Annotated in this window: 9 protein-coding genes and 1 pseudogene; 3 read left to right on the forward strand and 7 right to left on the reverse strand. The window is 37.0% G+C overall.

Annotation, left to right across the window (positions count from 1 at the left end):
- Positions 1 to 9: 9 nt before the first annotated feature.
- From H5090_RS13700 to H5090_RS13710, 3 genes are all read right to left on the reverse strand, one after another.
- Complete coding sequence (locus H5090_RS13700) at positions 10 to 246, reverse strand: hypothetical protein (protein ID WP_076926026.1); 237 nt, start codon at positions 244 to 246, stop codon at positions 10 to 12.
- Between the two features lie 71 nt (positions 247 to 317).
- Positions 318 to 1,331 carry a DUF5924 family protein gene (locus H5090_RS13705; protein WP_182695975.1) on the reverse strand — a complete coding sequence of 338 codons (1,014 nt, stop codon included), beginning with the start codon at positions 1,329 to 1,331 and terminating at the stop codon, positions 318 to 320.
- 136 nt (positions 1,332 to 1,467) lie between these two features.
- Complete coding sequence (locus H5090_RS13710) at positions 1,468 to 2,217, reverse strand: ATP-binding protein (protein ID WP_182695976.1); 750 nt, start codon at positions 2,215 to 2,217, stop codon at positions 1,468 to 1,470.
- A gap of 618 nt (positions 2,218 to 2,835) precedes the next feature.
- On the opposite strand from H5090_RS13710, the gene H5090_RS13715 reads away from it, so the two are divergent.
- A complete protein-coding gene (locus tag H5090_RS13715; RefSeq protein WP_039487806.1) occupies positions 2,836 to 3,813 on the forward strand; it encodes a DUF1852 domain-containing protein in 978 nt (325 codons plus the stop codon).
- 78 nt (positions 3,814 to 3,891) lie between these two features.
- Entirely contained in the window at positions 3,892 to 4,926 is a 1,035-nt protein-coding gene (locus H5090_RS13720; protein ID WP_182695977.1) for a methionine synthase, read from the forward strand.
- 116 nt (positions 4,927 to 5,042) lie between these two features.
- Here the strand turns inward: H5090_RS13720 and H5090_RS13725 are convergent, their stop codons facing one another.
- From H5090_RS13725 to H5090_RS13740, 4 genes are all read right to left on the reverse strand, one after another.
- Positions 5,043 to 5,468, reverse strand: coding sequence for a retropepsin-like aspartic protease (locus H5090_RS13725; protein ID WP_182695978.1), 426 nt, complete (start codon positions 5,466 to 5,468; stop codon positions 5,043 to 5,045).
- Positions 5,469 to 5,569: 101 nt separating this feature from the next.
- Positions 5,570 to 5,950, reverse strand: coding sequence for a hypothetical protein (locus tag H5090_RS13730; RefSeq protein WP_024599073.1), 381 nt, complete (start codon positions 5,948 to 5,950; stop codon positions 5,570 to 5,572).
- Between the two features lie 380 nt (positions 5,951 to 6,330).
- Positions 6,331 to 6,927, reverse strand: a complete 597-nt coding sequence (locus H5090_RS13735; protein ID WP_182693769.1) for a DUF6624 domain-containing protein — start codon at positions 6,925 to 6,927, stop codon at positions 6,331 to 6,333.
- Positions 6,928 to 7,284: 357 nt separating this feature from the next.
- On the reverse strand, positions 7,285 to 8,259 hold the full coding sequence (locus H5090_RS13740; protein ID WP_182695979.1) for a transposase: 975 nt from the start codon (positions 8,257 to 8,259) through the stop codon (positions 7,285 to 7,287).
- Positions 8,260 to 8,327: 68 nt separating this feature from the next.
- Between H5090_RS13740 and H5090_RS13745 the strand changes: the two are divergent.
- Positions 8,328 to 8,603: pseudogene (locus tag H5090_RS13745) on the forward strand (IS110 family transposase); the annotation flags it as partial.
- Positions 8,604 to 9,119 lie beyond the last annotated feature (516 nt).

A 9,119-nucleotide genomic window follows, 5' to 3' on the forward strand; every position in this document is an offset into this window, starting at 1 on the left:
AATTATAATTTAATGACTCATGTAGGCAACAAAGCCAATTAATAGCACGTAAAAGCTAAACCCGAGCACACAAATTAAATAAACATTTTTAGCTTTATTCGCCTTAAACGATACGTAATCGGTAATATCACATTTAAACTTACCAAAGGTAACTATTTTTAAAATAGTACAACCTGTTGAGTAAATAAAAAAACCTAAAATAGTCTCTACCATTAACCAAATAAACAGATCAAATGCAAAACTCATAACGTTCATCCAATAAACACTGTAAAAATAGCCTATCAAATATTTATTAGATTACAAACCTATTACCATCATTAAGGTGTAACAGTAAATTTCGTTAAACCTATTAACTGGCCTGATTCGGTGACTACTTTTACCTGCCACTTACCAACAGAGTCGCTAGGAAAATTTACCTTGTGGGTCCATGCTCTGTACCCTAGCTCTCTCCCGCCGTTTATATTTAACGTGATCCGATCAACTTCCTTTTTATTATGAAGCCACACATGAAATATTTTTTCATTTAAGCCTCTTGGTGCTTTAACAGCGGTCCAACTATATAAACCTTGATGATGCAGTGTATAGGAGTCTAACTGTTTAATACTCCCTACTGGCTTTTTATGTTGTAAATCAACTTCATGAGCTAACGTAATATCGGTTAAGCGCAGCGCAGCAGGAGGCACATAGCTTCTTAACTGCCACACAGCAGTGCTCAAAGCACATAAAATCAATACAAGAATAGGAAAACGCCACCAGCGTGCATTAGGCATTAAATTGTTTAAACTCGGTAGAGTAACCACTACAGCCGTTACAAGGGCTGCAGCTAAACTTTGGCTCGTTGTAAGGTTTAACAAAATAGGTAAGGTAACAAGTAAAACAACGAATAAAGCAAAGTTATGAAACACACTAAATAACGTTCGGTTTTTAGCAAGCTTCTTATAATAAAAGGGATCGATAACCGATATAACCGCACATAACACAATGAGGGAGGTAAAAAATGCTTGAGGATGGTCCCACTGCGTAACCGCTAAAAAAAACGGCAAAGCAAAAAATAGACTTTCTTGTTGCACCATTTGTAGAGCAAAACGCATTACATTAGGAGATACAGCCACACCAAATTTTTCTTCTACTTTGTCTCGTAGCCAATTATCAATAATTAGCCACAACCAACTAATAAGTAAAAATATCGCAATAACTTGCGAAAAAGACTCTTTTCTATCTACAAGTGCAAAGCTGGCAACGCCCGACAAAAACGCCAACACAGCCAATAATCCAGGCCGCTTTTGCATCGCGCTTATAAATTTAGAGATTATATTTTTACAGTAATCCATGTATGAGTGTTTCCGTACGGGTACGTACTTTATTATTTTTATTCAGAGTATGATTAGTTTAACCAAGTTTAAATGAACAACAGATAGACGGATGGATTTAAACGCGCCATTTAACAGTACATCAAACTAACCATTTTTAATTAAATAAAAGCTCTGCATAGCGCGTCATTGGTACGTTTATTAATTTTTGTAACGCGTGAGCTTTTACCAGTAATTCATCCTCACTAAGTGCAGGCATTTTATTGTTAAAAGCGAACACAATTTTATTACAGCCTTCAATAATAAAACTAAGAATCTTTCCTGCAAATTCTTTCTCAAGTAGTTGATCAAACACTTCCCTCTGCCCAATTTTGGTATGGCAAATATTAAGTACTAAAACACCATCAAAAGTGAGCGCATTTTTACAATCACGTAAGTAGGATGATTGCACCTGATCTGTCTCCATCCCTTCTGAGCTATATAAATCAGAAAAAATAACATCCGTTTTTATCTGCGTTTTTTTCATGTAGTTTGCCGCATCATCAATATGAATAAACAAACGTTCTGACACAGGAACTTCAAAATATTTTATAGCCATATCAGCCACGGCTTTACGGTATTCAACGGTATGTATAATCAATGCAGGAAACGCATGATAAAGACTTTTTGCTATAGAGCCCGCCCCAAGTCCCATTATCATCGCGGTTTTTAAATTGGGTATAAAAAAAAGCGCAGCCATCATCGCTTGCGTATAGGCTAAACTTAACCCGTTAATATTATTTAATTTAATACAGCTTTGATAAATTTTTCCGTCAAAGCTGAGAATAAGACTCTTTTTTGTTTGATATACATAAACAGGGCCATGCTCATCAATAGTTGATGCAATACAAGTGCCTTTGATATCCACGAATACTCAATAGGTGAGGTGATGAAAAACGAGTATAACTTACTTAACGCACTGGCATTGCCATTAATATGGTTTATAGCCTTTTATTAATTTACAAGCATTTATATACGTACTCAGAAAAGTCGGTTTATCTTTTGAGATTAGATTAGCTAAGGTATCTACTTATATAGCTAGATGGAACTTACCCGTGACGACATTTATTATAAACAGCGACGCAACATGCTAAAAACTTAACTAACATACTGATATAGCTACAAAAAATATTTGAATATTCCTCATGTTCAACATGAATAAAGTACACGTCAGCACTAAAGAAGTCTAAACGGCTAAACATCCATGCCTTATTTTTATCGATTTGTGCCTTTTTTTCGTCAATTACTACGTAATCGAATTTAACAATAATGATTAATGAATATGACTCATGTTTTATGTGAAATTAAACCGTTTTTCTTCATATACCAATCAACGTATAAATTACTCATCCCTTAGCGCTAAACACTATTTAACAACTTAAAGCCGCTGAATACCTAAACCAGCTAAGCCAGCTAAGTAAGTTGCAAGGCTAATAGAGCGCAGAGCATCAATCAGGTTTAAATTATAAAATTGGATATAAACACGATGAAAAAAGATTTTACATTTAATATTAAGAGCGTTTCACTCGACGAAAATTATCATCCATCAACTAATACGCGTATCACAACCAACTTTGCTAATTTAGCCAGAGGTGAATACCGCAAAGCAAACTTGCGTAACGCCTTAAACATGATTAACAACCGTTTTAATGCCCTAGCCCACTGGGATAACACCAAAGGTGAGCGTTATGCTGTAGAGCTTGAAATTGTCTCTGTTGAGATAGGTATTGAAGACGGCGGCGAAAGCTTCCCATCAATCGAAATATTAAAAACAAATATTGTTGACCATAAAACTAATAAGCGAATTGAAGGCATTGTAGGAAACAACTTTTCATCGTATGTGCGCGACTACGACTTTAGCGTACTCCTACAAGAGCACAATAAAGGAAAGCCTCAATTTAGTATTCCTGATGACTTTGGGGTTTTACATGGCAAGCTATTTCAGTCATTCGTAAATTCGGATACATACAAACAAAACTTTAAAAAACCACCGGTTATATGCCTAAGTGTGTCAGATAACAAAACCTACAACCGCACCGAAAACCAACACCCGGTACTTGGCGTTGAATACGAACCAAATGAATCGTCTTTAACTGAGCAATACTTTAAAAAAATGGGCTTACAGGTACGTTATTTTATGCCACCAAATAGTGCCGCGCCTTTAGCATTGTTTTTCTTTGGTGATTTACTTAATGATTACAGCAATCTTGAGCTTATAAGCACCATTAGTACGATGGAAACGTTTCAAAAAATCTACAGACCAGAGATTTATAATGCCAACGCAACAGCGGGTAAATCATATAAACCAAACTTAAAAAACTTGGATCACTCACTAACGCAAATTGTGTATGACCGAGAAGAGCGCGGCAAGTTAGCAAACGAGCAAGGCAAGTTTGCGCAAGAGCATTTTATCAAGCCGTACCAAAGAGTTCTTGAGCAATTCTCTACTAGCTATCTGTCATAACAACTAATAGTAACAAGCAGTAATAACGCGCTTAACAATACGTTTAATAATTAACTAAAATATACGGCATTATTTATTATGAAAAAATTACTACCTACATCTACCGCTGGCAGTTTACCAAAGCCTTTATGGCTTGCAGAGCCAGAAACACTTTGGTCACCTTGGAAATTACAAGGTGATGAATTAACCCAAGGAAAACACGACGCCCTACGCTTGTCATTATTCAACCAACAACAAGCAGGCATTGATATTGTTAGCGATGGCGAGCAAACAAGGCAGCATTTTGTAACTACATTTATAGAGCACCTAAATGGCGTTGACTTTGAAAAACGTAAAACAGTAAAAATTCGTGACCGATACGATGCAAGCGTACCCACTGTTGTTGGCCCTGTGAGCCGCCAAAAGTCTGTGTTTGTTGAAGACGCTAAATTTTTACGCCAGCAAACCAAGCAACCAATAAAATGGGCATTGCCAGGCCCAATGACAATGATTGACACGCTTTACGACGATCATTATAAAAACCGCGAAAAACTAGCGTGGGAATTTGCCATAATTCTAAATCAAGAAGCAAAAGAGTTAGAAGCCGCCGGCGTTGATATCATCCAATTTGACGAGCCCGCGTTTAATGTATTTTTTGATGAAGTAAACGACTGGGGAATTGCCTGTTTAGAGCGCGCAATTGGAGGGCTCAAATGCGAAACCGCAGTGCATATTTGCTATGGCTACGGCATTAAAGCCAATACAGATTGGAAAAAAACACTAGGAAGCGAATGGCGACAGTACGAAGAAGCGTTCCCTAAACTTCAGCAATCTAAAATCGATATTATTTCACTAGAGTGCCATAACTCGCATGTACCAATGGATTTACTAGAACTCATTCGCGGTAAAAAAGTAATGGTAGGCGCAATTGATGTAGCAAATCATACTATCGAAACGCCAGAAGAAGTAGCTAATACGCTACGTAAAGCACTGCAATTTGTAGATGCCGACAAACTCTACCCGTGTACAAACTGCGGCATGGCTCCACTAACTCACCATATAGCTAACGGCAAGTTAAATGCCTTGAGCGCTGGAGCTGAAATTATAAGAAAAGAGTTATTAGAAAAGAACTAGAAAAGTAGCTTTAAAATACAAATTGTAAACAATAACAACTGTCGCACCATGTCATAGTAAAACCCATAAACATGGTGCGTTAGCTTAAACCGACTAAAGAACAAAGTTTAGGTTAGTTATTTAATTTTTTTATTTAAAAGCTCTAACCTATTTTTTGAAAAATCAATAACTGCTTGGTATTGAGTAAAAAAGGGGGAGCCTAACAAGCCATGTACTCCCTTTTCACCACCCGCTACCTGAACATGGTCAAGATTAAGTGACACAAAGTCAGGACTTTCAAACAAGGCATTTCCAAACTCAATTGAATCAACTTCTATATCTCCCATAGCGTGATCCGAAGTGCCTAAGCCTGCTGCATTCTCAACATTGAGTTTTTCTTCAATGCCTAACTCACTTAGGCATCTCCTGTCTAAAACAGATGTCCCAGCGCCAGAATCTAAAATAAAACGTAACAATTTACCGTTAATTTTAGCTTCAACAATTTGGTGGCCTGTTTCTGATATTTCGAACTCAATTACAGTTTTGCCTTCAGATAAATTCATATACGTTCCATGTTATAAAGTTTTTAAAATCTTACTTACTATTTTCAGCTTCCCACAATTAATAGCCAAATTTTACTAGTCGCCCACATCAGCGCGTTTTGTTAGGTAACGTTTATCACCTGAGGCTCAATATTTGTTAAAACATGAATGATTTCATTTGTAGTCATTACTGAATAATGAAACAGCTTATTGTTGTTTAAACTGAAAGTATTCGTTTTAGTTTGAGCATACTCCAATAAGCTTGAATCAGAATACACGCCGATTACGCCCGAATCACGGTTTTGATGATAGTCATGAAAATGGCTACTTTCATCATAAGCTTCAAATAAAACGGTATTTGTAAACACAACCATAAACCTTACGGGATCATCGCCTTTTATATAAGTTTTAAGGTTCAGTGTTAGTAACCCATCAACATACGATAATTTGTCTAAGCTCCAGTCTTGGTAATTATTTGTGACTTCATCGATGGCAGTATTCATTTAATTACCTAACGAGCCTGTAGATTAACTCGTTTCTATTTGTTTTTATTGATAAACAAACCATAGCTGAGTTCCTATTTTGGTTCAATTGATTACTGTATTTTTACGCAGAATATAAAGAAGTGTTTGCTGTTGGTTTTAATTGGCGTTTTGAAAAGGATTACTGGTGTTTATGTGCAAAATTTAGGATGAGTGCCTTTGTTATTTCCTCTAAGAAAAGAACTAGATAAGTAAAGTCGCGTCTAAATCTACATACGCCCTACGATGAATCAACTTACCTAACGACATTGAAAAGTAAGGGATCACCGCTGTTAAAATTTGCGGTGGAAAGAGAACTTTAGCGCTTGCTGCCCACCTCAGGACATTTTGTTGTATGTACATTAATTCAAGTCTATTTCAGGGTGTTCTTTAATCCCGTACATTTTTTCCATTATTTTTAAGTAAAAATCTAAAGAGGGCATATTCATTTCTTCACGCCGTATATCTACATTAGTTTCATCTTCTATAGGGCTAAACACAACTTTACCTTCACTCACGTCAGCTTGAGTACCATAGATTTGTTTCTTTCCTTGTGCAATAAGAACTCTATCAGTTAAAAGAGCAACTTGTTGTCCGCTAACACCTTCGCCATTCAAATATGATTGCTTTAAATAAGGAAGCATTTTTACTTTAAATGCAACATCAGGTGAATGCTGGATGACTAAAAATGCTGCTCCAACTCCTTTAACTCCGACTAAATCTCTTGTTAACCAATGATGCTTTTTAATGATAGCTTTAAGTTTTCCTGTATTACTTTCATCTATTTTCATCATTTGTTCTAGGAGTGCTTTAGGCGGGTTTTGCCACCCAGCTTCTCCTATTTTGTTTCGAATATGCTGATCTTCAATTTCCATTTCAATTAGTTCTTTTTGCAGAGGAAGGTTAATTTCGGCAAAAGAATGAAGAGGTATTATCAACAGTAAAAATAGGTAACGCATCAACTAAACCCTCCTTGTACATATAACGAGTCTTTAGATTAACTCGCTTTTTTATTTATTTTTATTGATAAACAAACCATAGCTGAGTTCCTGTTTTGGTTCAATTTATTACTGTATTTTTACGCAGAATATAAAAAGAGTTTGGTGTTGTTTTAATTGACCAAACCAAACAGCCACTTTGATTGAACAAACAAAACTGTGCCACAAAATTAGCCCTTCAGATTCAAAATTGATCTTTTATTACTGGGTCACTTTCATTTCATCTATTAAATAAGTCACTACATTCTTAAACCCAAATTACACGCATGAAAATAACTCCGTAATGGCAGTTTTAACTTTTACTGAATGGTTTTTAATTTATGCTAATAGCTTTTCGCAGTTACTGATATTCGCTCGCCGCTTTCGCTTTAAGTTTTCACAGTAACTTGCTTGTGAGGTCGGCCTGCCTACTGCGCCGTGAAATACGCGCGTAAATTGCGTAGTGAGTTTTAGCCAGTTATCTGGGGATATATTAAGCCTTTCTAGCAAAGGTAGGTTCATATTATCAATATGCCCGCACTTATCCTCTCGTATTATTCGCCCTGTTAGCTCAACGAGTTCAAGGTACGATTTAAGCTCAAACGGCAGCCCTTTAGGCATAATCTGACGTGGCATGCCTGCAAAACGTAGTAACTGCTTAGGTTGTTTACCTTCTGCCGGGCATGTTAAGCGATTTTGTACACTGGTATGGTCTGACTCTTCTGGTGTGTTAGCCATTTTAGCTCTAATGGGATTTAAATCAACATAGGCCATACAGGCTGCAAGTGCTGCTTCATCTAGTAATGCTTGCGATTTGAATCTACCCTCCCAGAACCTCCCTGTGCAGTTATCTTCTTTATTTGCTCTGCGGGCAATGTCTTCATTTAACACCCGCATAAACCAGCTAATACTTGATAGGCGCTCTCGATATTCCTTTACTGTTTGATTAAAAAAGATAAGCTCAACTTTACTTAGCCTTTCACCCTGTATGTACTTTTGCGTTAACAATGTGCCTTTGCACAGCTTGTGCCAGTGAATAACAATCGCTTTATCATTCAGCCTGTTTGCTTTCTTATCATCTACATACAGTACTAAATGGGTGTGATTACTCATTACGGCATAAGCACATACATCAATACAAAATACTTTAGCTAATTCAAGCAGCTTATCTTCAACCCACCCTCGTCGATGCTCATAAGATTGACCAGTAAAACGATCTTCCCCACATAAAAATGCACGACGAACACAGCGTGAAATACAGTGATAGTATTTTGTATCAACCAAACTTACTTGACGCTTTCTTGCGATAGCCATAAGACACCCTGCTTATTTTTTAGACTAAACAAAACGTAGTCCTTAATTTTAAAAAGAGCAAAATTAACGATGGGTGTCACTGTTATTTCTGGTATGCGGCAAATATATCGACAGATATGCAAAAACGACAAGAAGGTTTACCAAAGGACATTATTGATATTGCGTGGAAAGCACAACTTAGGCTCTGCAAGCGCTATAAAAAAATGATAGCCAAAGGGAAACATTACAACCTGGTTGTCACCGCCATTGCTCGAGAAATGATTGCATACATATGGGCAATTGCAAAAGAAGTGGTGCTAACGCCAGTAAATACAAAACTTAGATTGGCAAGAGTACCTGCATGATAAACGAATTAGAGTTAATGCATAGGATCAAGCATCGGGAGTGGCACAACCACCGACGGCGTTAGGATGGCAATGTAGCTAACGCTTCATTGAACCACGAACATAGACTGAAGACAGGTGCCACGACGAAATAAGTAAGGTCTGCTCTGTTACTAGAAATAGTAATAACCAACGAATATCAGCAAGATAACCGACGACATTACTTGCTTCATCCTATGTATTAACTCGCTCTAATTCGAGCTAAAGTAATTATGGCTTAAAAAAGTTAGGCAGGGATCAGTGCGTTTAACTTGACAGTGGGAGTCATACCAACGCCCAATTAACGGGCTAAAAATTGTGGGCTAATATGGAGCGAAGCGAACAGCCCACTGTTTTTAGTCCCGTTGAATTTCTTATAGTTCGACCAAGCCACTTAATTTAAAAGTAACTGACTATTATATTAAGTGGAATATGCTTCTGTTGGTTACGAATATTGAATGACAAACATCCAATGTTTTTAACAAGACGTTCGAGCCA

The sequence above is a fragment of the Pseudoalteromonas sp. SR43-5 genome (assembly GCF_014163835.1).
In the GTDB taxonomy this organism is placed as follows: domain Bacteria; phylum Pseudomonadota; class Gammaproteobacteria; order Enterobacterales; family Alteromonadaceae; genus Pseudoalteromonas; species Pseudoalteromonas distincta.

Excerpts from the sequence above, each read along its gene's own strand:
- H5090_RS13700 (WP_076926026.1), bottom strand. The coding sequence starts at position 246 with ATGAGTTTTGCATTTGATCTGTTTATTTGGTTAATGGTAGAGACTATT.
- H5090_RS13705 (WP_182695975.1), bottom strand. The coding sequence starts at position 1,331 with ATGGATTACTGTAAAAATATAATCTCTAAATTTATAAGCGCGATGCAA.
- H5090_RS13715 (WP_039487806.1), top strand. The coding sequence starts at position 2,836 with ATGAAAAAAGATTTTACATTTAATATTAAGAGCGTTTCACTCGACGAA.
- H5090_RS13720 (WP_182695977.1), top strand. The coding sequence starts at position 3,892 with ATGAAAAAATTACTACCTACATCTACCGCTGGCAGTTTACCAAAGCCT.
- H5090_RS13725 (WP_182695978.1), bottom strand. The coding sequence starts at position 5,468 with ATGAATTTATCTGAAGGCAAAACTGTAATTGAGTTCGAAATATCAGAA.
- H5090_RS13730 (WP_024599073.1), bottom strand. The coding sequence starts at position 5,950 with ATGAATACTGCCATCGATGAAGTCACAAATAATTACCAAGACTGGAGC.
- H5090_RS13735 (WP_182693769.1), bottom strand. The coding sequence starts at position 6,927 with ATGCGTTACCTATTTTTACTGTTGATAATACCTCTTCATTCTTTTGCC.
- H5090_RS13740 (WP_182695979.1), bottom strand. The coding sequence starts at position 8,259 with ATGGCTATCGCAAGAAAGCGTCAAGTAAGTTTGGTTGATACAAAATAC.